Here is a 21,892-nt window from a genome sequence, read left to right on the forward strand (position 1 = left end):
CCTTCTTGTGTGCTCCCCTTCAGGCTGTGTCAGCCGATTTTGCTCCACGTGCAGGTGGTTGCGGCGGACGTGCAGTGTTCGTATCCCGGCAGGTTCAGGAAGAATCCGTCACCGTCGAGCATCCGCCATGCCGGCGCCGGATAGCTGCTGAACGCTTCCTCGTTCTGCGTGCTCGAAATCGCTGCGCGACCGCACCGCTCCGTGCCGCTCGGCCCGTTCGTCGCGGTGCGCGTGTCGGCGAGGAGACCGAAGTTCGCCGAGCCGTCCCCCATCTTGTCGGTGAAGAGTTGTGCGCACTTGGTGCCCGACGTCACCAGGTTGACGCTCTGCGGATAACCGCCGGACTCGTGTGTCGTCGCCATCGCGTACTCGTCGCAGTCGACCGAACCGACCGATGCGTCGGACGGATGGATGGTCCAGGCGGAGCTGGTTCCGCAGATGACGTTGCGGCTGTTGGCCTGCGTCCACTTGTTGCCGGCGCTGTTGGTGAGGGGGGTGTCCGGGCCCAGGTAGTGCAGCAGTGAGTCCCACCGCTTCGAGCCGGCATGATCGGGCATCACCTGCTGCATGTACCAGTAGTAGGCGCCGGCGGCCGGGTACTTGTTGGTGTCTACCGTGTAGGTCGGCTTGAAGTACGGCAGCACACATCCCGGCAGCGAGGGCGTCAGGTAGTCGTCGCAGCGGGGCGCGATCTCCCTCACCTGCGGAATTCCGGAGGTCCCGAAGTCCGCGGTCGCGGTCGCGGTGGTGCTGGCGTCCACGGTCGCCGTCACCGACCAACCGAGGTCGATGGTCTCCTTGCCCGTGCCGTTCCAGGTGGTAGCGCGGGTGCCCCACCTGCCGTCGGTGTAGGCGTTCCAGTCGTTCGCGTCCCAGTAGGCGTTGTCGCCCGCCGCGTTGTTGAAGTCGTCGGCCCACCGGATCACCGACGTCACACACGCCGCGCACGTCGACTGGGTGTTCCACCGCAGCGTGACACCCTTCAGCTCCGGCGAGATCAGCACCGGCATGATGCGGATCTGCTGGTCGAACTCCGCGAAGTTGGAACCGCCCGCGGCCTTGTTCGGGTACGTCTTGATTCGTTGCTCGAAGTCGAACGTGGCGGAGCCAATCGTCGCGTCCTCCGAGTCGACGAACACCAAGGTCCCCGACCCGATGCTCTTCATGCACGCATCGGTGCGGTTCAAGTAGTCCGTGCCGACCGGCTCGTCAGAACACCAGGGAACCAGATCCGCCAATGGTGCGTCAGCCGCGACCGCAGCCGCTTCGGCGGAAGACTTGCCGGCCTTGCGGGCCTTCGCCATTGTCGCTTCGCGCAGCGCCGCGGTGCGCTTCTCCGCTCTCGCCTTCGACTCCGCGGTGGGTGGCGACAGTTCGATGCAGATCTTGCGGCCCTCGGCGTCCGCCTTGCCACAGGTACGCGGCTGGGTCGCCTCCCGCTTCACCGCACCGTGGGTGTCCAGCGTCGGCAGGGCCGGCCCCGGATCCGTCCGGGTGAACGCGATGTTCTCCTGCGCGACCGGGTCGATCGTCGACGACGTCTGCGGAGCGGGGAACTTCATGTACGGGTCGATACGGAAGTACGCCCATGGCGACCAGGTCGTCTCGTACAAGCTGCCGTCGAAGGCGGAGGTGCGGAACGCGTACAGTACGCCGGGCTTCAGGACGCCGTAGGACACCGTCACCTTCGCCAGCCCGCCTGAGGCCACATACGGTGACACCAGCACTCCGTTCGGGCCCGACCCGTCGAGGTCGATGGCCGCCTTCGGGGTGCCGTCCGCGTTCGTGGTGTACACCTGGAACGTCTCGGTCGAGGTATCGCCGTCCGCATCCGTCACAGTGTTGCGCAGCACCACCTCCGGAGCAATGACCCGCCAGACCGTGCCCGACTTCGAGAACTTGGGGCCGGCCGACGGGGCCGTACCCGACACCGGCCGCGCACCCCCGGCGGCGATGGCCGCCAGGTTCTGCGGACCGGCCGCCGCCACCTCCGCAGGGGAAGCGCTCAGACCGGGCGTGGGCGGTGCGGGGGCTGCTGTCGCAGTACCTGCCCCCGCCAGTAACACGAGCACGGCACCCGCGGCAGCATGCCGCCACGACGACCTCGGTAAAAATCTCACTCCGTCAATCCCCTTTGCGAATCCGTGAGTTGCCCATGAGCTGCTCATGACAGTCCGCAACACCACCACACCCGCACACAGGCCCACCGTGATCAAGGTCATGGTTTGCCGAAAGAGAATTCATTCAGGCCAGGAGGCCCCCAGGCGGCGACTCACCACACCGGCCGTCGCACCAACCAGCCCACAGGATCACCGACGCAAAAACGGCTGCGAGCCCTGACCGCATCGGCCACGCTCACGGTCTGAGAAAGGGCCTGAAAGTCTGGCCCCAGCCGTACGGCCGAGTACCAGCGGCTCGCGTGCCTACGAGTTGCCGGGACCAGCTCACGGGCCGGGACCGAGTGGGAGTACGCAGTCGCGGTGCTTCGACGGTTCGTCCGTAGTGACAGACCCCCACGCCCGCAGGGACGGTTCCTGGAGGGATGCGCCCATCGAGCGAGAAGATGCGGTGCTCCACGCGCCCGCGGGGATGGTCCCGCCAGCATGGGCTGGCGCCGGGGCGACCGCTGGTGCTCTCCGTGCCCGCAGCGATGATCTCATCGCCAAGGCGGACACCCACGCCGAGATCGCGTGCTCCCCGCAGCCACGGGGATGGCCCCCAGTCCCGGTCGGCGTTCGGAGCCAGCAGATGTGCTCCCAGTGCCGCGGGCGAGATGGCGGATCAGCACGGGCCAGGTGAGGTCGTGGCCGTGGTCCGGGCGGGCGACGGGCCACTCCTGATTCTCGGACACTCGCGCCCGGCTGGAGAGAGGAGCTCGAAGCTCCACGCGCAGTCGGATCGAGGTGTCGATGCTCAGTCCCATGCTGGAGTGGCGAAGATCTTTCGAGTAGTTGGCGATGAGGTCGAGGTCCCGGAGCTCCCGCTGCAACTCAGAGGTCAGCGCTTCGTCCGAATCAGGGACGAGGTCGTCTTCTTCCTGCTCGGCCAGGAATGCAAGGTGTTGATCAACGGCCTCCACTGCCCGGCGACTGGTCCAGGTGGCGAAGTCGTGGCAGCCGAACAGGTAGGCATGCAACGTCGCCGCTGCGGCAGACTCGTCTGCATCATCGGGCCCGTCCTGGCCGTCGTTGTGGCAGTACTCGCTGAACATGTACTCGGCGACACCGCGTTTCACCGCCGAGAAGGCCGTCGAGTCACCGAGGGCGCCCTCCCACACGGAGTTCAACAGGGGACGAAGACCCACGGTGAACGGCGCCTGCTCGTCCGTGGGCAGTCTCTCGTGCCAGCTCATGAGCCGTTCCGCGATACCTGCAGTAAACACGCCGCGTTCCCCAGGCGAGATGGCCTTCAGCCGCTCCTCCACTAGCGCTGAAAGCTCCTGCCACGTGTCCATACGAGCCATCCCCGAATTGTGAAACCAGCGTGCTCACGCCAGCAACGGCGATCATTGCATCCACCAGCGACAACGCATCGGGTGAGGCTCCCTGGCTCCGAACGAGTGGATGTAGTCGGCGCAGCTTCCCCGCGCTGTCGTGCAGTCGCGGGCTGCCGCAATGTTGGTCTAGACCTTGACGCCCTCGTTCCTGCGCGACTACCTTCCGGCATCAGCGGTTCACAATGGCATTCACTGTTCACGTATAGGAATTCCGTAGCGGCAGTCGCCTCATGGAAGGCCATCCCCCCATGCGTTCAACAGCCCTCTCCCGGTTCGCCGGCCTGTCCGCTGTGCTCGGCGCTGTGGCGGCCGCAGCCGTCATGGTTCCCGCTTCGGCTTCCCCGGCACCCACGCCGGAAGCCGCCACGCGAGCCACGATCCTTCAGCCCGACACGGCCCAAGCCGCAGCCGTTGCCGCATCGCCCGTGGCGTTCGTGCACCCGGGCGTGAACCTTGACTCCGCCCAGCTCGACTTCGTACGGGCCAAGGTCCAGGCGGGGGCCCAGCCGTGGAAGACCGCGTACGACAGCATGATGGCGAGCCCGTACGCCTCACTGTCACGCAGCCCCAAACCCCGGGCGACCGTGGAGTGCGGCCCCTCCTCGAATCCCAACAACGGCTGTACCGATGAACGCGAGGACGCGATAGCCGCGTACACCGACGCGCTGGCCTGGTACATCAACCGCGATGACCGCTACGCGCAGAAGGCGATCCAGCTCATGGACGCCTGGTCCGCGACCATCCACGGCCACACCAACGACAACGCCCCACTACAGACCGGCTGGACGGGATCCTCCTGGCCCAAGGCGGCCGAGATCATCAAGACCGTGCGCGGTAACTGGCCCAACGCCGGCCGCTTTGCGACGATGCTGCGCACCGTCTACCTCCCGCTGGTCGTCAACGGCTCCAACCGCACCGGCAACTGGGACCTGACGATGCTGGAGGCGGCCGTCAGCATGTCTGTCTTCCTCGACGACCACACCAGTTACGACACCGCGATCGGCCACTACCTGCAGCGCGTCCCCGCCTTCGTGTACCTCTCCTCGGACGGCGCGCTGCCCAAGACCGTGCCCAGCCAGCACCTCACCACTCGCGACCAGATCGTCAACTTCTGGTTCGGCGGAAGCACCTTCACCACCGGCATCACCCAGGAAACCTGCCGCGACCTCACCCACACCGGCTACGGCATCTCCTCGATCTCCCACGTCCTGGAGACCGCCCGCATCCAGGGGCAGGACCTCTACCCGCAGGTCGGTGAACGCCTACGGCAGGCACTGGGCTTCCAGTCGAAGTACGAACTCGGCGCGGCCATCCCGTCCACCGTGTGCGGCGGCACTCTCAAACTCGGACTCGGCCCCATCACCGAGGTCGGCTTCAACACACTGAACACCCTCCACGGCGTCGCGATGGCCAACACCCAGACTCTCACCGAGCGAAACCGCCCGGCCGGCACGAACAACCTCTTCGTGGCCTGGGAAACCCTCACCAACGCCCAAAACCCCAACTGAGTTCGCTCCGCACGGCCGATGGCGATCCGCCGCGCCGATTCCCGTAAGCGGGCTCCTGCACAGCAGCAGCCGACCCTCACCCCCAACTCCGGGGAATCCGCCCCTCCTCAAACACGAAAGGCCCAGGCCCCCATGGACAAGGACATGGACCGACGACGCTTCCTGACCACCACGGGCGGCAGCGTCCTCGCCGCTGTGGGGCTGTCCGCCCTGACCGGCATCGCAGGACCGCGCGCCATGGCCACCCCCGCCGCCGTGCCCTCGCCCGCTCTGCCCTCGCTCGCCGCGATCATCGCCGTGCTGCGCCGAGTCGCGGACCACTGGATCGCCGCCCACGCCAACCCGGGCAACAACCAGTGGGCCAACGCGACCTTCTTCTCCGGCCTGCTGTCCCTGTACTCCCTGACCAAAGACGCCCGCTACCTTGCCTACGCCCGGTCCTGGGCCGAGCAGAACAACTACGCCCTCAACGCGGGCTCCAGCACCCGGATCGCCGACAACCAAAACGCCGGACAGGCATATCTCGACCTCTACGCGCTGGAACCCGACCCGCACAAGATCAGCGCGATCGAGACCTCGCTGCACCGCATGACCTACACCGACCAAGTCGACAAGAACGACGACTGGTGGTGGGCCGACGCCCTCCACATGGCGATGCCGCCCTTCGCGCGCCTGGGCACTCTGCGTGGTGACGCCCGCTACCACCAGAAGCTGTACAGCCTGTACCAGCACACCAAGCACGCCGAGGGAGGCCCCGGCCTCCTGAACCCGGCGACCGGCCTGTGGTACCGCGACAAGAACTTCCTGCCCGGCCACATCGTCTCGCCCTCCGGCAAGCCCGTCGTCTGGTCGCGGGGCAACGGCTGGGTGGCCGCCGCCCACGTCAAGACCCTCAAGGCCCTGCCGCCCACCCAGTCCAACACCGCCGAATACCGCGACACCCTCACACGCCTGGTGACCGCCCTCCCCTCAATCCAGCGTCCCGACGGTTTCTGGAACGTCAACCTTGCCGACCCCACCCACTTCCCCGGCCCCGAGAGCAGCGGCACGTCCTTCTTCGTCTGTGCCATCGCCTACGCCGTCGCCACCGCCCTCGTCGACCGGGCCGCCTACCTGCCCGTCGCCGCCCGTGCCTGGAACGGCTTGGTCGCCACCGCCGTCCACCCTGACGGCGTCCTCGGCTACGTCCAAGGCGTCGGCGACCGCCCCGACTCCAGCCAACCCGTCACCTACGACACCACTGCGGACTTCGCGGTCGGCGCTTTCCTCCACGCGGGAGCGGAGCTTGCGACCCTCGCCTCCTGAAGAGCATCAGCGCCCCGCGCGGTATGCCGTCTTCATGAGGTACGCGCAGGGTGGCGGGCTGACCGCTGAGCGTCGGGCGTTTCGGGAGCGGCTTCGGGCAGAGGCGGCCGAGCGATTCGCGCGCGGTGACGACACCGCCGTTGTCGCTCATGGCCTGCGGGTCACTGTCCGCTCGGTGCAGCGCTGGCGCAGAGCGTGGGCCGAGGGTGGGACGCGGGCTCTTGCGTCGAAGGGACCGGCGTCCCTGCCGCTGCTGAGCGATGAGCTGTTCGCGGTCCTGGAGCGGGAGTTGGACAAGGGCCCTCTCGCGCACGGCTGGCCCGACCAGACCTGGACTCTGTCGCGGATCAAGACCCTGATCGGGCGCCGTTTCCACAAGAGCTACACGATCCAGGGCCTAGCGGCCCTGCTCAAACGGCACGGCTGGACCTGCCAGATCCCCGCCCGCCGAGCTGTCGAGCGTGACGAGGCGGCGGTGGTCGGCTGGGTGAAGGAGACCTGGCCGCGCGTGGAATGACCGTGGCGGCGCTCGGCGCCTGGTTCGTCTTCGAGGACGAGGCCGGCTTCTCGATGACGCCGCCGACCGCCCACACCTGGTCCCGCCGCGGCCGCACTCCCGTCGTGCGCGTGCGGGGCCGCTCCCGCCGACGTTTATCCGTTGCCGCCCTGGCCTGCTACAAGCCCGGCGAACGATCCCGGCTGATCTACCGGCCCTGCCCGGACGCCCGTCCCGACGGACGCAAAAGCTTCTCCTGGCAGGACTACCGCGACCTGATCCAGACCGCGCACCAGCAGCTCGGCGGCCCGATCGTGCTGGTCTGGGACAACCTGAACACCCAACTGACGGCAGGGATGCGCCGCTACATCGCCGAACGGGACTGGCTCACCGTCTACCAGCTCCCGCTCTACGCACCCGACCTCAACCCGGTCGAAGGCATCTGGTCGGTACTGCCACGCACCACCACGGCCAACCGCGCCTTCGCCGACCCGCAAGACCTGATCACCGCCGTGCGGCGCGGCATACGCCAGCTCCAATACCGCCGCGACGTCCTCGACGGCTGCCTCACCGGCACCGGATTGGCACCCGCCTCACCATGACGACATCACGCATTCAAGGTCAGTAGAGCTCGTAACACGATCTTGCTGCAACGTCCTGGTTGGCCGTGACCGGTGTGAGGATTCGGCCGTTCGCGATGGTGTGAGTACTCGGCCGTGGATCGTGGACGACGACTTGTGGGCGCTGATCGAGCCGTTGCTGCCGCCCTGGCCGGAGAAAGCTCCCGGTCCGCGGCCAGTTCCGGACCGGCTGTACCTGCAGGGCATCCTGTACGTGCTGCGCAACGACATCGCCTGACAACTGCTGCCGCTGGAGCTGGGGTTCGGATCGGGTCAGACCTGCTGGCGGCGTCTGGACCGGTGGCAGAGGGCCGGGGTCTTCGACCAACTCCACCGGGCCCTGCTCGCGAAGTTGAACGCGGCCGGTGAACTCGACTGGTCACGGGCGTGCGTGGATGGTTCCCATGTCCGGGCGAAAAAGGGGGTGCCGACACCGGTCCGTCACCGGTCGACCGGCGGGAAACCGGCAGCAAGCACCACTTGATCTGCGACGGACGCGGCACCCCGTTCAAGGTCATTACGACTGCGGCCAACGTCAACGACGTCACCCAGACCCTCGCCCTGGTCGACGGCATCCCGCCCGTCGCGGGCCGCCCCGGCCGACCCCGTCGCAGGCCCGACGCCCTGCTCGGTGACAAGGGCTACGACTCCAATGCCCACCGCGACGAGCTGCGACAACGGCGGATCCTGCCTGTCATCTCACGCAAGGGATCACCGAACATCAAGGGCATGGGCAAGCTCCGCTACGTCGTGGAGCAGACTTTCGCCCTGCTCCATCAGTTCAAACGTCTCGCCGTCCGCTGGGAACACCGAACGAACTCCACGAAGCCTTCGTTTCCCTGGCCTGCAGCCTCATCTGCTGGAGACGCCTCAAGAAAGTCCACTCCTGATCGCGCCCCAAGTGATCTCGGCCAGCCCAGCACCTCGAAGGGCCTCGGTTGCGTGCGATGAACGCGGAGGTCTCAGTCGTCGCTGTCCACCGCTGAACCAAGCACGGTGACGCGCCTGTCGATCCGGGGGTGGGTAGTTGGTGTGGTGGGTGGGGTGTGGGCTGCAGGGTTGGTGGTTGGTTGGGAACGGGGTTTGGTGGGGTGGGGTGGGGTTGACCTGGGGTTGTGTGGGTTGTTGTGGGAATGCCCGGGGTGTTGTGGGTAGCTTCTGCGTCTAATGGTCCGGGGTGTGTTTGGGCTGGTCAGGCGTGTTGTGCCTGGTCATAGGCGTGGTCTGGTTTCTGTGGTGGGGGTGTGCTGGACACGGCGGTCGTAGACGGTCGTCCGGGTGGGTGGCGCTGCCTTTTTCGGACGGCCAGGGCCGCGATGTCCGTCGTCGCGAGGCTGTCGGTGCGCTCGGTTTGTTGTACGGCGTTGTGGAAGACCTCGTCGTAGTGCGGTGAGGCTCCTGCCGGGTAGCCGGCTCGGGCGGGGATCAGGACGTCCCGTACCTGGCCGCGGACGGCAGTGGATTCGTTGTCGGTCGGCGTGTTCCTGGTCTTCTTCGTGTCCGTGTCATGCGGGTGCGGACGGTCGGCGGGTGTGGGGGCGTTTGTGTTGTTCGGCGAGGTGGTCGAGCTGGATGGCTTCGAGTGTCTTCTTGGTGATGCGTTCGGTGCCGTCGCTGATGGCGGTGATGGCTGCTTGGCGGATGAGGCGGGTGAGGCTGCCGATGCGGCCGGCGGTGCGCTGGTGGAGGTAGGTGGCGTGGCGGGGGAGTGTGCCTCGGCGGTGGTGGTGGAGGTCGAGGGCGTTTTCGAGGTCGGTGATGACGTCGGTGAAGGGGTGCCGGTTGCCGTGGCGGGCGGGGAGGGCGCCGCAGGTGATGAGGGTGGCGCGGCCGGCGAGTTGGGCGCCGCGTACGCCGCTGAACAGGGGTGTGGCGGTGACGTCGAGGCCGGCGTAGACGAAGGTGGCGCTGATGCGTTCGGTGAGGTCTTTGAGGAGGTCGGCTGCCTGGGCGCCGGTGGTGGTGCGGGGGTTGAGGCGGTGGATCTCGTCGATGAGGACGAGCCGGACGCCGGCGGTGTTGTAGGTGTGGCAGACGGCTTCGGTGATCTGGGCCTGGGTCATGCGGGTGGTGGTGGGGATGCCGAGGTAGCGGGCGAATTCGGCGGTGAGGGTCTTCGCGGTCGCGCCGGGCGGGACGAGGACGTAGGCGACCGGCACCTGGGGGTGGTGGCCGGGCGGGCTGGGGGTGCGGTGGGTGTGGGCGAGGTGGCAGGTGCGTCCGACGTGGAGCAGGGCGGTGGTTTTGCCTGCGGCTGCGGGGCCGGTGACGATCAGTGAGGGACGTGCGGTGGTGGTCTGGTGGCGGCCGAGGATCATCAGGGTGCGCACGCTGGTGGCGAGGGTGTCGATGGCGGGAGTGCGGACGGTGACGAACGCGGAGTGGTAGGCGAGGCGTTCCTCCGGGCTGCGGGGCGCTTCGCCGGGCTGCGGCGGTGCGGGTGGCGCCGTGGTGGCGAAGTGGTGCCAGCCCTGCCAGGTGGTCACCGGCCATGACGCGGTCGTCGTGTCCGTCGTGGACTGCTGCGCTGGGCCGGCGGCGGGTGTGGTGGTGCTGCCGGGATCGCCGGCTGTGGCGGGTGGGCGGGTGTTCACCATTTCAGGGCCTCCGCGTGGGCGTCGTAGAGACCGAGTCCGGTGTAGGGGACGGCGGGCGGGCCGTCGTCGGCGTCGTCTTCTTCCGCGTCCGGGTCCTGTTCCTCGTCGAGGTCGTCGAGGCTGTCGGTGTCCGTCCCGGGCCCCGTCCGGCCGGCGTCTGTCTCGCCCGGGTGGTCGGGTGCGGGGCGCGGTGGGGGCAGGGGGGTTCGGGCGGGCTGGGTGCGGGCCAGGAGGCGTTGTTCCCCTGTGGTGGCCGTGCCGGTGCGGGTGCGGCGCATGAGCTGGTCGAGGGCGTCGGCGAGGTCGGCCTCCAGGCTGTCGGGGTCGGTGTGGCGGGTGACGGTGGTGCGGATGTGCTGCCAGGTCTGTTCGTTGAACGGGCGGTGGACGTGGGCGCGGTGGATCCAGGGGATCTCGGCGAAGGTGCCGTCGGGCAGGCGCAGCCAGATCTGGCGGGCGTCGTGGGGGTTGGTGTGGACTTCCCATTTCCCGCCGCGCGCCGCGATGGGGGAGGGCTGCCCGCGATAGGGGGCCAGGAGGTCGCAGTCGTAGGTGCGGTGGTGCAGGCGGATGCCGCGTTCGGTGATGGCCTGCCAGCGCACCGGCAGCAGTTCGAGGTAGTCGTCCCTGGTGAGGGGGACGGGGACGTACCCGGCGACCGAGATGAGGGCGGCCCACATCTGGTTCGGTGTCAGTGCGGCCCTGGGCAGCACGGGATGACGCAGCCCTTGGTGCGGGCGGTGGTGGTAGTGCACGAGCCATTCGTCGAGGAGGTCCTGCAGCTGCGGGACGGTGAAACACGCCTCGCGTTCGGCGTCGCGTCCGCGGCGGGTGACGTCGGATCCGGTGTAGCCGGGCAGGTGCTGGCAGAACAGGGTGTTGATCGAGCCGAAGGTCCGCTCGACGATGCCCTTGGCGGTGGGCGCGTAGGGCGGGGCGGGCTGCACGCTGACGCCGAGGGTCTCACAAGCAGCCGTAAATGCCCTGGAAAGGAACACTTTTCCCCGGTCTACGACGATCGTCTCGGGGATCACGACCGGGCGGGCGGCCGCGCCCTGAAGCCGTTCGTCCAGCGTCAGCAACCGTGCCCGGGGGAGCAGTGGGGTGTGGGTGAAGCGCAGGGCGTGGGGCCAGGTGGGTTTCGACGGGTGGGGGACGGCCATCTCCGCCAGCAGCAGGGCCGCGTCCACGGCCTGGGTGCCGCCCGGACAGAGCACGGCCGCGAGGATCGCCCTGGTGGCGACGTCGACCGCGATGGTCATCTCGGGCCGGCCGAGGGTGCCGTCGTCGAACAGGGCCAGGACGTCGAGCCGGGTGGTGTCGATCTGCACCTGCTCTCCGGGCCGCAGGGCGACGGTGGGCGTGTGCCCCCGTCCGTCCTCGGTGATGGGCGGGGTGCGCACCGGCTGTGCGGGATGGTCGGCGGGGCCGGCGAGCTGATGGACGAGCCGGTAGAACGTGGCCTGCGCCGGCATCGCGACCGTGCCGCCGTGCCGGTCCTCAAGGATGTGCGCGACCAGCGGCATCAGCCCTTTGACGGTGCCTTTGGAGCGGCCGCGCTGGCGGCGCAGCGCTTCCTTGACCGCGGCGACGACCCGCTCGTCGGCCCGTCCGGTGGGGCTGGGGCCGCGGGTGGTGCGGTGGTCGATGAGCCCCCACAGGCCCTGTTTGCGGTAGGCCAGGCGCATGCGCTGCACCGTCGTACGCGACACCCGGCCGAAGCCGAGCGCGGTCAGCTCTGCTGCTTTGGCCCTTTCCCGTTGGGCCAGTGTGTGCTGGGCGGGGTCGTACTGCTCCCGCACCGGCCCGCCGCTGCCCGGCCCGCCGGGCAACCCGCACTCGACCTCCCGGATGTGGCGCTGCCAGGCCAGTGCTTTCTCCCGTGCCGCGGCCGGGGCGGTTTCGAACAGCCCCCACCGCGGCGCCGCCTGCGGCTGCTGCGCCTCTGCTCCCAGGAGGGCGAAGCCGGGATCGGCGAAGAGGTGTCCGGTGAGCACCGCTTCATCGCTGCCGTCCTCGCCGGCCAGGTGGACACACTGCCCGGCCAGGGCGACGACCTGCCACCGGGATCCGCGGAAGCGGACGTGCGCCCCGACCGCCACCACCGGCCGGCCGCTCTGCCGGCCGGTGCTCACACCGCCTCCCCGCGCCCGGCGCCAGCCTTGCCGCGCCCCGCGTCTGACGCCGGGTACCCGGCCGCGGGGACGCAGCCCTGGCTCTCCTCGCCGCGCCCGGCGCCGGCGCCGTCGTGCGGGTTCTTGGCGGGCTTGGGGCCACTGCCCTGACGGAGGGAGCCCGGACTGACGATGACCCGTTCGTGCAGCGGCGTCTCCAGTCCTGTCGTGAGCGTGTGATGCCACAGGGCGTGGAAGACGGCAGGGAGGACCTCGAGCGGGTCGCCGGCCGCTTCGGCGCCCTCGATCAGCGGCCGTGGCCGCGCGAAGGCATCGAGGACTGCCGCCGTCAGGCCGGGCCTGCCCTGGTTGCGGGGGTGGCGGTAGCCGGCCAGCCATTTCAGGTTCGCCGCCGGCACCTCGTCCAGCGGCGCCAGGCGCCGGTAACTCCAGCCGATGTCCGCGCACGCCGCAGCCACCGCCTGCGCGGCCTTCAGAGCACGTTCACCGCCGGCGTCGGGGTGGCCGGGGCAGTCGGCCAGCAGGGCGGTGCCGTCGGCGTAGCGGGCGAACAGCTGCGGCACCCAGGAACGCACCCGGCTCCGGCGGTCGCGCCACAGCAGCCGTACCGGCCGTCCGGCCATGCCGGTGACCTGTGGGTCGCGGTCCATGGTCATCAGCTGGATGCGCATGGCGTTCGAGCCGGCGGCCACGTGCCGCCCGGTGGTGGCCGACCACCACAGCCCCGGCCCCCACCGCCTTCCCGGCACCACCGGGAAGGCCGACACCGGATCGAGGTCTTCGAACGCGACCGCGAGGGCGGCGTCCGCCCACCGCTGCTGCACCGCCTGCCCGAGAGGGTCGAGGAAGACCGCCTCGAACCCGGCCCCGATGCTCACGTCCACCCGTCCCGGCCTGCTGCCAGGCCCGGCCGCCGTCCCCTTGCCGCTCACTCGCCCAGCCAAATGGGCCCGGCTGCCGGCCGGAGCTGTTTCGGCGTTTCGATCACGTGGCGCCGCGTGATGCGGTAACACCGGGCCGCCACGCCAGCGCCCCAAGGACCGGTCCCGGGCCGCCCGATTCCCGGAGAGCCGGCGCCTACCTGTCGCCCGCGTCCTGGTAGGCCTTGAGCGCGTCCGCCAGCGGGCCGGGAGACAGCTTCGCCCACTGGGCCACATCCCGCGGCGGCACCCCGGCGTTCACGGCCGCCACGACAGTGTGCTGCAGGGCCTTCTCGAGCAGGCCGGCGCTGTAGCTGAGGATGCGCAGCAGATGCTGGGCCACGTCCGCACTCGAACCGGTCTGCGCCCCGCGCAGCTGGATGAGCTGTTCTTCAGCGCTGTTGACGAGGCTGGTGATCTGGGCACGCTGCTCGGCGGGCACCGTCGCGCGCCACATCGTCCCCGAGCCGGGCGCCTTCCTCTCCTTGCCCAGCACCCGCAGCTGTCCGGCCAGGGAGGCAGGCTGGTGTTCCTGGCGCAGCCACCAGGGGTCGTTGTCGTATCCGGACGGCTCGCCGGCGCCGCGACGGATGCGGATGACGGCGCCCATCCAGGAGATCAGCGGGCCGCCGTAGTCGGTCGCCGCCAGCGGCCCCAGCCACTCCCGCCCGACCCGCTCGCCGAGCCGGCGGCAGAACGCCCCGTCGGCGGGCAGCGCCCGCGGCCGCCCGGCCCCGCTGTCAGCCCACACCAGCTCGGCCATGGCCGGGTCCAGCAGCGCGTCGGCCACGGCCACCACCTCGGGGAAGACGACCGCGTCCCGGCCCACGATCCGCCACCAGCCCAGTTCCGTCCCGGCGTTGCCGCCCGCGACCTGGTGCAGCCGCCCCGGCCAGATGGTCTCCCGCTCCCAGTGCAGGGCCTGTTCCCACCACCGGGCCACCACCGCATACGCCAGCGCGAACACTCGCTCCGGCTCTGCTTCGGCCCGTACTGCCCGCCGCGCCACACCGGCCCACCGCCGCTGCGCCGCGGCCACTTCCGGCACACCCCGCACGTCCAGATACTCGTGGGGCTGGTCGGCGTCCGCGTCCATCAGCCACCGCCCGTGGCGGACACACGCCCGCTCCCATCGCGGCGCGTACCGCACCACCCGCATGGCCGTCCCCGTACGCCGGGCCGCGCACAGGCGGCAGCCGAAGGCGACCGGACCGGCGAGGGCGCCGCCGGTCCGCCATGCCGCCGCCGGCACCCCGTCCTTTCCGGCCGACAGCTTGGCGTCCTCCTGTCCCCAGGACGGCAACGCCCGCGCCAGGATGTCTTCCTCGACGCCGCACAGGTCTGCCAGGAGTCGGCGTCCGGGTGTGTTGAGCAGTACCTCGGCGTCGGCCCGCGTGCCGCCGCCGTCGTGCCCGGGCGGGTAGTTGCGCCACTGCCAGCAGGACCGCAGCACTTTCGCTTCCATCCCGTAGCGGCTCGCGATGCGGCAGATCAGCGACGAGGTCGTCTCCCCCTGCAGGGGAGGTGTCCGCAGCAGGCCGGGTGGATGGGTCACTCCACCACGGTCTCGTGTCCGCCGTGCCGGGCGGGCGCTTTCGCAGGGGATGCCCGGCGGATCAAGCAGAGCGGCGGCCGTGGTGCCGGCTCGTTCTCATAGCGTCCCGGCCCCGCCTCCTTCCTGTGGTCCTCTCTCCCTCCCGCTCGGGTCCTTCTCAATTCCACGACCCACTGATTTTCCTGTGCGTCCGATATCGCTGTGACCTGCGAAGACGATGTGACAGGCGGGGAATCGGGGGGAGTTGGGAAAAGATCTTGGTCTCCGGCATCCGGATCCGGGTTCCCGGCGGCGTGTAAGGGGGTGAAGGCCCGTGGGCCTTCACCAACGAGTTCGTCTCTACTGGGAGGCCTGGTCGATGACTTGGTCGTACTGGGTGGGAGCGGGCGGGATTCCCCTGCTGCTCCTGCTGTTCTCCGTGATGCGCCGCACCCGCGGCATCACGGAGATGCTTGTGAAGGCGCATGTCGAGACCCGGGCGGAGCGCGAGCAGCGCGCCACCATGGTCGCGATGGCGCAGGCCCTGCCTGACGGCGGCGCTGCCGCCCGTTTCGAGCAGGGCCGGCCTGCCTGGCTGTTCCGCAAGGACACGGCCGACCCGGCGGGCCACCGGGCCATCACCACGCGGGAGGCCGCGTGAGTGAGGCCGCTCCGGGAGCGGACTTCGAGTCCTTCGTCCTCGAGACCATCGAGGCGTTCTCCCGACTGGCCCGGGCCCAGGCAGGCGACCTGCACAGCGCAGAGGATGCTGTGCAGGACGTCTACCTCAACATGTACCGGCGGTGGGGTCAGCTCATCGCCGGCCACGGTTCCCTGACCGCTTACGGCCGCACCGCGGTGAAGCGGGCGGTCATCGACCAGTTCCGCCGCAACAGGCGGATGGTCACGGTCCCGGTTCATGACCTGCCCGAGACGGAATCAGGCATCGGCATCCCCGAAGCCGCCTACGAAATGGTTAAGGAAGGCATCGACGAACTCGTCGCAAGCCTTCCTGAACGGCAGCGCGAGGTCATCACCCTGTGTGTTCTGCAGGACCTCAGCCCTGCCGTGGTTGCGCAGCGCCTCCAGATAAAGGAGGAGTCGGTGAAGCGCTACATCAAAGCCGCCGCCAACAACCTGAAGAAGTCCATCAACGAACACAGCGAGGAGGCCACCGCATGACATACCTGTCCGCTTGGACGCACCAGCCCGAGGAGCGGGGAGCCGTCCGGCTCCTCGCCCTGTGGCTCCTGCTCGAAGGATCTGAGCAGGTGTTTTCCAAGGGTTCTCGGATCGGCGAGGACTCTGTCCAGGCGGAGGGGGGCCAGCCTTCGGGCTGGCCCCCGGCCCCCGCCCCCTGCCTGGAAATCGTGGAGGGAAATCATCGAATCGGCGTGGTCCGTGAACTACGCACTCTCCTGAAAAAGGAAATCGATGATTCCGCGACACCACAGGAAACACGACGTGTTGCAGAAATCCTTGAGTTCCTGGACAGGGATGATGTGGCGCGAAGCTGGTGGGAAAAGGCAGCATTCAAGGGTGACGAGGACGCGCGAGATTATCTTCGTGTCCTTGATGCCGAGAGGGAAGAAAACCTATCGGCATGCTGCGGGCAATGGAAAGAACACGCTGAGGAGTCTTTCAGATCATTCGTGAGTGGCTTTGTGTGCCGGTCAGCCGGTATTCACGTCGCTGCAGACAGGGTCGACTGGGCATTGGGGAAAGCCGGAGTCGACCTGTCTGAAGCAACACAAGCTCTCGTGCGTGAGATTGAGGACTTCCTGGCGCACCTGGACCACACCACCGGCTGGCCACGGTGCTGACACGACAGCGCGTCACGCGCTCACAGACGGGAGAGTCTTTGTAGACCAGCCTCCATGAGGCCTTCACGTGAGAAGGCCGGACGACTCGTTGAAGTGACGGCCCGTCCCCGCGCCCGCGGGGACGGGCCGTCACTGCATTACCCAAAGCTCCGCAAGTCGACTGACGGTCCTTCCGCCGGCCACGACTGGATCGAGCACTCGTTACTGCATGCGGGACCCACAAACCCAGCCCCGCTGGTGCGACGCCAGCTGGTGCGCTGCTGCCAAGCCAGGAGGTCACTGGACAACCCACCGCCGGGCTCTTGCCGAACCGCGGCTACGCCCACCCTCTGGCCAGCCGGGGACCAACCCTAAGTACGCCATTCGTACGCTAGCCGTACGCAATATGTACGGTTCGCGCTATGCTTGTGGGACAGGAGGTGTTCCATGTCCGAGTTGTTCGAACGGGTCGACGCGCTGGTGGCGTCCCGGTCCCCGCTGCCGCCGCCGGCGGAGCGCAGGCGGCTGCGCGGCGCGCACGGCCTGACCCTGGATGAGGTCGCGGCCGCCCTGGAGGTGCGGCGGGCGACGGTCAGCGGCTGGGAGTCCGGCAAGACCGAGCCGCGGCCGCCGGAGCGCGAGGGGTACGCGCGGCTGCTCGGCAAGCTCGCTGAGCTCTACCCCGCCGACCCGAACGCCACGGTGCCCGTTGAGGGCACGGCCGTCGCGGAGACGTTCCCGAGCGCTCCCGACCCGGCCCCACAGGCGCAGCCTGTGCCCACAGCCGCGGCGCCCGAGGCTGCGGCCATGACGACCGCGCAGAACACTCAGACCCGCCCCGCCGCCAACGCTGTGCCTCCGGCTGCCGTGTCGTCTCCGGTGCCTACCACCAGGACGACGACGTCGTCGGCGTCGCGCCGGCCGACCGCGCGGAAGGCACCCCCGGCCGGAACCCCGGCGAGTGACACCGACCCGCGCTTCGCCAACGGTCCGCTCGCCGTCATTGACGTTGACGCCGACGGCCAGGTGTTCGCGTACTGCATCGGCGGGCTGGTCCTGGACGTGCCCGCCAAGTCCATCCCGGCCCTGGTCGACTGGACGCTGCGCGAGGCGGCGCTGGGGCAGCCGAAGCTGTCCGGCCCGGGCAAGGACGCCGACCCGTTGCTCGTGCTCACCGAGGCGGCGCTGGAGCGCTACGGCCTGCCCGTCGCCCTCACCGACGACGAGCGGCTCGCCGGGCGGATCCCGGAGGGCCAAAAGGTCATCAAGCAACTCGCCCGCGCGGAGTGGAAGTTGACCAAGCGGGGGTTCGGGCCGTGGGCGCGGATCTACCGTCCGGCGACCGGTTCGGAGCGGGCCTGCGTGCAGCTGTGCATCCCGTCGTGGAACGCGCTGGACACCCGGCACTGGGGCGAGGCCGGGCAGCTTCCGCCGGCGGAACTCGCGCGCGTCCTGGGCGTGTACGCGTCGCGGGTGATGACGCCGCGCGGTTCGACCGCCGTGACGGGCCTGGAGCTGATGACCGCGCTGCACCCGCCGACCCGCGCGTCCGAGCCGGACGCCGACGGCAAGCGGCACTCCGAGCACAACCCCGGCAGTCTGGGGAATGCCCCGGTGGACTGCGCGCCGTGCGAGGCCCCCGACGGGCACCCGCTCCTGAAGGACCTGCCGCGCTTCCACGTGCGCGGCCCGGCGGAGAAGTTGTTCGAGGAGGCGTACGACTGGGCGCGGCCGATGACGGATGCCGAGTGCACCCTGCGGCACCTGGTCGGCATCGACGTGAACATGGCCTTCGCAGCGGGCGCCAACGGCCTGGTCGTCGGCCTCGGTGCGCCGACGCATGTCACGGCGCCGGTATTCGATGCGAAGCTGCCCGGCTCGTGGCTGGTGGACCTGTCCCACGTCGACCTGTCCCGCGTGAAGGCCGGCAAGGACACGTGGGCGGAGTTGGACGCGAGTCTGCTGCCCAGCCCGTTCACGCCGAAGGGCGAGCGCCCCGAGGGCCCGGCCTGGTACGCGACGCCGACCGTGGCGTACGCGGTGGAGCTCGGCTACGAGGTGCGTCCGGTCGAGGCGTGGGTCCGGTACGAGAACGGCCGCTATCTGGACGGCTGGTACAACCGGCTGCGCGACGCGTACCTCGCCACCATGGCCGACCTGGGAGTCGGTGCTGACCTGTCGCCGGCCGACTTCCTGGCGGCGATGGACGGCTACCGCGGCCGTGACCCGGAGCTGGCGATCGTCGTCTCCGCGGTCAAGGCGACGGTGAAGGGCGGTCTGGGCAAGCTGCGCGAGCGGCCCCGGGGTGAGGGCTGGCGGCCGGGCGAGCCGTGGCGGGCGCTGTCCCGCCCGACGTGGCGGCCGGACATCCGGGCGGCGGTCATCTCCCGCACCCGGATCAACCTGCACCGCAAGATCGTCAAGCATGCCGCTTTCACCGGGCAGTACCCGGTCGCGGTCCTGTCCGACTGCGTCGTCTATGCGGCCAATGGCGAGTCGCCGCTGGACTTCCTGCCCTACAAGGAGGGCAAGCCGCTGCCGGGCGGCTTCAAGCTCGGCATCAACCCGGGCCTGGTCAAGCACGAGGGCACCCAGGACGTCCTGTGGGGCGAAGAGGTCCGCGAGCGGTTCAACGCTCCCGAGCTCAACCTGGCCCGGTACATCAAGGACGGCACCGTCACCGACGTCGACAACGGAGAGTAGGAGAAGGCGACGATGAGCCTGTTCGGGGACGGCCTGGACGCCGCGGTGTACAAGGCGTTCACCCGCCCGGCGCCCAAGAGCGCGGGCCCGCAGATGCGGTACCTGGTCAAGCAGCTGGGCGGCACCAAGGCGGTCGCCCAGATGCTGCGCATCTCGCAGCGCACCGTCGAGCGGTACGTGAAGGACCAGATCAAGAAGCCGCGCCCCGACCTCGCCGCGCGCCTGGAGCGCGAGGTGAAGGCCCGGTGGCAGCCGCAGATCCGGGCCAAGGCGCGGCAGAAGGCGGCGACGACCGGCGGCATCGTCATCGACACCCGCGCCCGTCTCGGCTACACCGCGCCGATCGGGTCGACGGACCAGGACCGTATCCGGCACCTGACCGTTGCGTTGCCGCCCCGCTACGCCGCGCGCCTGTTCGACGCCCAGGAGCAGGGCGCCACCGAGTAACGCCTCCAGGAACTCGCCGCTGAAGCGCTCAAGGAGGTGTACTTCCAGGACGGCGGCCGCCGAGCCGGCAGCCTGGAGGAGGTCCGCTTCACCGACATCGAGCACCTGGAGTTCGACCTCTGACCCACCGTCGCCTGGAAAGTCCGGGGCAGGCTGCTGTGACTGAGCGCTCCAGTGGCGGGCCGAGTCCTTCAGATGGCGAACCCTTGGAAGGTGTCCTGGGGGTCCTGCTGGGCGGCTTCTTTGAAATCGCCGAAAGACAGGTTGGCGATCATCAGGTTCGCGTGTATCTCGTGGACGCCTGCGGGGACGGTGCGGAACTCGCCGCCGTCCGCCTCGAATTCCTCGTCGCTGTCGCACTCTTCCCTGGCCAGCACGGCCACCGCCAGCAACGTGACGGGACCATCACGCATGGAGTCGCGGTCGGCGAGGAAGACCACGCTCAGTTCGTCATCGGTAAGCGCCGCGGTGAGGATCTGGGCCGAGGTGCATCCCGCCCACTTCGGATCATCGGCGATGTGGACGTACGGCTCGAAGTCTCCATCACCCCAGGACCTCATCAGCTCCGCTTTCACCGCAGCCCATGCCTGTTCGTCGCGGTAATCGGTCCTGATGATCAGAGCCGCGTCCCGATCGCGTTCCGCCAGCCACTCCATTCGGTCACTCATGCCGCTGTCCCCCCCCCATCCGCACAGGTCACAGCCCGCACAATCCGTCTGCACGCTACGCGAGACCACTGACACACCCCTGAGCGGTGCAGTTGACTGCGATGTGCCGGTTTGGTGTCAGTGGGTGGGTGTCGGTGACGGGGTGTCAGGCCGGTGTGTTTTTGCTGGTGGGCGCTGAGGCTGAGCGGGGTCACTGACGTGGGGTGGTGTCTGTTGCCGATGCCACTGTCGTGGGGCGGTACACCCCTTCTCGTGTCGTTGTCACGGGAACGGTGCTTCTGATCCTTTTGCGGGGTGGGCGGGTTGAGGGTGGTCTTCTGTCGGGCGGGTGGCCGGGGAGGATCGGGTGGGGGAGCGGGAGCTCGAGGGCTTGGTCTCGGTGTCGCGGCCGGTGTTGGTGGGGCGGTTGCTTCAGCTGGATGCGGCTGGTGGTGTGACGTCGGCGCATGTGCGGGCGGGGGCGCAGCTGGCGGGGGTGCATCCGCGGACGGTGTGGCGGTGGGTGGAGGCGGCGCGCAGTGAGGGCCGTGTGGAGCGTCGCAGGCGTTCCCGGTTCGAGTTGCCGGAGGAGGCGTGGGAGGTGCTGGCGCAGGCGGGCGGCAATGTGTCTGTGCTGTACCGGTATTTGGAGGAGTGCGGGGACGGGGTTGCGGGGGTGTCGCCGGCTTCGGTGTACCGGGCGGTGCAGCGTGAGCTGGCGGCGGGGCGGGTGTTGCCGGAGCGTGCCGCGGTATCCCGGGCGCGGACTGAGCGGGAGACCCGGCAGGCTCTGGCGGACCTCGCCGTCGCGGGTGTCGGTACCGGCGCGCCGTCTGTTTGTGCCGCGGCTGTTCCGGCCTCGCTGACGCCTGCAGGGCGGGAGGCCGCGCCGGCGGGGGACGTGGCGGGCGGGGTGTTGCCGGTGGGGGCTCGGGCGGTGCGTACGGCGTCGGTGCGTGCGGTGGCTGAGGCGGTGGGGCAGGCGATGGCGGCCGGGGGCGGGGCGTGTGTGTTCGGGGATGCGGGGCGGGGCAAGACGGTGGCGCTGCGGATGGCGCTGTCGGGTCCGCCGGTGGGCTGGGGTGTGTCGTGGGTGCGGGTGCCGGTGCGTGCGTCGGTGTCGGAACTGCGGCGGGCGGTGTTCGAGGCTCTGGTGTTGCCGGGCCGGTTTCCCCACCGTTCGGCGGAGGCTGATGAGCGGATCGCCGGTGCCCTGGAGGGGGCTCGGGTGCTGGTGGTGGATGAGGCGCAGCGGTTGCCGGTGCCGTGTCTGGAGTATCTGCAGTCGTTGTGGGACCACCCGCAGGTCCGGATGGCGCTGGTGCTGTGCGGGGCGGGCAGCGAGCGCGTGGTGGCGCGTGTGCCGCAGTTGGCGTCGCGGGTCTGCGCGTGGCAGGAGGTGGGGCGTCTTGCCGGGGGTGAGGTGGCTGCGGCGGTGTCTGCCTTTCATCCGCTGTGGGCCGGCGTCGCCGGCGGGGAGGTGGCGTGGATCGACGAGTCCTGCACGCACGGTGTCTTCCGCACGTGGGCTGCCTTGACGACGCACCTGCAGAACGCGCTGCTGACCGCGCCGGACGCGGCGGTGGACCGGGCACTGCTGCGTCGTCTGTTCCGGCGTCTGAGCCCCCCGGTCTGAGCGGATGCGCGGACAGGAGGGGGAGAGGGAGGACGGCGGTGCGGCC

At 69.5% G+C, this 21,892-nt stretch carries 15 protein-coding genes and 2 pseudogenes; 10 read left to right on the forward strand and 7 right to left on the reverse strand.

Annotated elements, in window-relative coordinates; genetic code table 11:
• Positions 1-29: 29 nt before the first annotated feature.
• Positions 30-1,988, reverse strand: a complete 1,959-nt coding sequence (locus tag OG194_RS47410; protein ID WP_327406940.1) for a hypothetical protein — start codon at positions 1,986-1,988, stop codon at positions 30-32.
• A 668-nt stretch (positions 1,989-2,656) separates the two neighbouring features.
• Complete coding sequence (locus OG194_RS47415; protein ID WP_327406941.1) at positions 2,657-3,463, reverse strand: hypothetical protein; 807 nt, start codon at positions 3,461-3,463, stop codon at positions 2,657-2,659.
• A gap of 281 nt (positions 3,464-3,744) precedes the next feature.
• On the opposite strand from OG194_RS47415, the gene OG194_RS47420 reads away from it, so the two are divergent.
• From OG194_RS47420 to OG194_RS47440, 4 genes and pseudogenes are all read left to right on the forward strand, one after another.
• The gene (locus tag OG194_RS47420; protein WP_327406942.1) at positions 3,745-5,004 is read left to right on the forward strand and encodes an alginate lyase family protein; all 1,260 of its coding nucleotides are present in this window, start codon (positions 3,745-3,747) and stop codon (positions 5,002-5,004) included.
• 144 nt (positions 5,005-5,148) lie between these two features.
• Entirely contained in the window at positions 5,149-6,309 is a 1,161-nt protein-coding gene (locus OG194_RS47425) for a glycoside hydrolase family 88 protein (protein WP_327406943.1), read from the forward strand.
• Between the two features lie 34 nt (positions 6,310-6,343).
• Positions 6,344-7,407, forward strand: a protein-coding gene (locus OG194_RS47815) for an IS630 family transposase (protein ID WP_442811771.1) whose coding sequence is annotated in 2 segments (ribosomal slippage) — positions 6,344-6,787 and positions 6,790-7,407 — 1,062 coding nt in all. Because the reading frame shifts where the segments join, the coding sequence is not laid out codon by codon here.
• Positions 7,408-7,525: 118 nt separating this feature from the next.
• Positions 7,526-8,315, forward strand: a pseudogene (locus OG194_RS47440) (IS5 family transposase).
• Positions 8,316-8,930: 615 nt separating this feature from the next.
• Here the strand turns inward: OG194_RS47440 and OG194_RS47445 are convergent.
• The 4 genes from OG194_RS47445 to OG194_RS47460 form a co-directional block, all read right to left on the reverse strand.
• Positions 8,931-9,911: a TniB family NTP-binding protein gene (locus tag OG194_RS47445; protein WP_327406946.1), complete on the reverse strand. Its 981-nt coding sequence runs from the start codon at positions 9,909-9,911 to the stop codon at positions 8,931-8,933.
• Between the two features lie 104 nt (positions 9,912-10,015).
• Entirely contained in the window at positions 10,016-12,157 is a 2,142-nt protein-coding gene (locus OG194_RS47450) for a Mu transposase C-terminal domain-containing protein (protein WP_327398702.1), read from the reverse strand.
• On the reverse strand, positions 12,154-13,035 hold the full coding sequence (locus OG194_RS47455; RefSeq protein WP_442811471.1) for a TnsA-like heteromeric transposase endonuclease subunit: 882 nt from the start codon (positions 13,033-13,035) through the stop codon (positions 12,154-12,156). The genes OG194_RS47450 and OG194_RS47455 overlap by 4 nt, the downstream gene beginning before the upstream one ends.
• Positions 13,036-13,234: 199 nt before the next feature.
• Positions 13,235-14,632 (reverse strand): DNA-binding protein, encoded by a 1,398-nt coding sequence (locus OG194_RS47460; RefSeq protein ID WP_327398701.1) that lies wholly within the window; start codon positions 14,630-14,632, stop codon positions 13,235-13,237.
• Positions 14,633-14,945: 313 nt separating this feature from the next.
• Between OG194_RS47460 and OG194_RS47465 the strand changes: the two genes are divergently transcribed.
• The 5 genes and pseudogenes from OG194_RS47465 (at position 14,946) to tpg (ending at position 19,686) form a co-directional block, all read left to right on the forward strand.
• Positions 14,946-15,272 (forward strand): hypothetical protein, encoded by a 327-nt coding sequence (locus tag OG194_RS47465; protein WP_327398700.1) that lies wholly within the window; start codon positions 14,946-14,948, stop codon positions 15,270-15,272.
• On the forward strand, positions 15,269-15,793 hold the full coding sequence (locus OG194_RS47470) for an RNA polymerase sigma factor (RefSeq protein WP_327398699.1): 525 nt from the start codon (positions 15,269-15,271) through the stop codon (positions 15,791-15,793). The genes OG194_RS47465 and OG194_RS47470 overlap by 4 nt, the downstream gene beginning before the upstream one ends.
• The gene (locus OG194_RS47475; RefSeq protein ID WP_327398698.1) at positions 15,790-16,434 is read left to right on the forward strand and encodes a hypothetical protein; all 645 of its coding nucleotides are present in this window, start codon (positions 15,790-15,792) and stop codon (positions 16,432-16,434) included. Before OG194_RS47470 ends, OG194_RS47475 begins: the two co-directional genes overlap by 4 nt.
• Positions 16,435-16,860: 426 nt before the next feature.
• Complete coding sequence (gene tap / locus OG194_RS47480; RefSeq protein ID WP_327398697.1) at positions 16,861-19,116, forward strand: telomere-associated protein Tap; 2,256 nt, start codon at positions 16,861-16,863, stop codon at positions 19,114-19,116.
• A gap of 12 nt (positions 19,117-19,128) precedes the next feature.
• Positions 19,129-19,686: pseudogene (tpg, locus tag OG194_RS47485) on the forward strand (telomere-protecting terminal protein Tpg).
• A 68-nt stretch (positions 19,687-19,754) separates the two neighbouring features.
• Here the strand turns inward: tpg and OG194_RS47490 are convergent.
• Positions 19,755-20,219 (reverse strand): DUF6924 domain-containing protein, encoded by a 465-nt coding sequence (locus OG194_RS47490; protein ID WP_327398696.1) that lies wholly within the window; start codon positions 20,217-20,219, stop codon positions 19,755-19,757.
• 358 nt (positions 20,220-20,577) lie between these two features.
• Here OG194_RS47490 and OG194_RS47495 point away from each other — a divergent pair, with 358 nt between their 5' ends.
• Positions 20,578-21,846, forward strand: a complete 1,269-nt coding sequence (locus OG194_RS47495; RefSeq protein WP_327398695.1) for an ATP-binding protein — start codon at positions 20,578-20,580, stop codon at positions 21,844-21,846.
• Positions 21,847-21,892: the final 46 nt, after the last annotated feature.

Source organism: Streptomyces sp. NBC_01288 (assembly GCF_035982055.1).
GTDB lineage: Bacteria > Actinomycetota > Actinomycetes > Streptomycetales > Streptomycetaceae > Streptomyces.